At 61.2% G+C, this 639-nt stretch carries 2 pseudogenes; both read right to left on the bottom strand.

Annotated features, from left to right (window positions below):
* Nucleotides 1-270 (bottom strand): annotated as a pseudogene (locus tag AWB81_RS43955) (type II secretion system protein); the annotation flags it as partial.
* Between the two features lie 33 nt (nucleotides 271-303).
* A pseudogene (locus AWB81_RS43950) lies at nucleotides 304-639 on the bottom strand (secretion system protein E); the annotation flags it as partial.

The raw sequence follows: 639 nt of genomic DNA, 5'->3' as shown, positions 1-639 counted from the left end.
CGCGTACTCGTCGCCGGGGATGAATGGCTTGATAGCGAGCGAGAAGCTCTCCCCACGCTGCATGGTTTCCCGGATGCTGGAGAACACCCGCCACTCGAGCTTGCCGCGAGTGCGGCTGCGCTTTTCGTACGTTTCGAGCCGGTCGAACAGCGTCTCGGTGTTGCGCAGGCCCTTTGCTGCGATATCGAGACGCGTCTCGCGGTAGAAGTCCTCGCGGACTTTCTGAAACCGCCAGCGCGCGACGACCAACTGCTGCCGCTCGGGCAGCATTTTTGCGAACGTGGTGAACATGGAGGACCAGGGTTAGACCATTAAGCCATCGACGCCGGGCATTACGCGGTACTGCGCGAACGACTGCATCGAGCGATTGATGAATTGTGGGTCAATCAAACCGCGCGAAGCCTTGAAAAGAGCATGTTCATAGAGGGTCTTTCCCGTCATATCCGCGTTATCGAACCCGGTACGGCGTTCACCGCGCCAAACTTTGCGGGCACCGGACCAGTCGCGCTCGGCCACACGCTCCAAAAACTCAGGCGTCGGACGGTAGAGCTCGGCGGCCAACGACGGGCGCGTGGTTCCACCCGCTGCCTTGCCGTTGCGGGTGAAAAGCCCCTTCAGTCGGCAGTGTTCGCAGCCGTC

Source organism: Caballeronia arationis (genome assembly GCF_001544975.2).
Lineage (GTDB): Bacteria > Pseudomonadota > Gammaproteobacteria > Burkholderiales > Burkholderiaceae > Caballeronia > Caballeronia arationis.
Note: the sequence above shows the minus strand (reverse complement) of the source record. Positions and strands in the feature narration are given on the sequence as shown.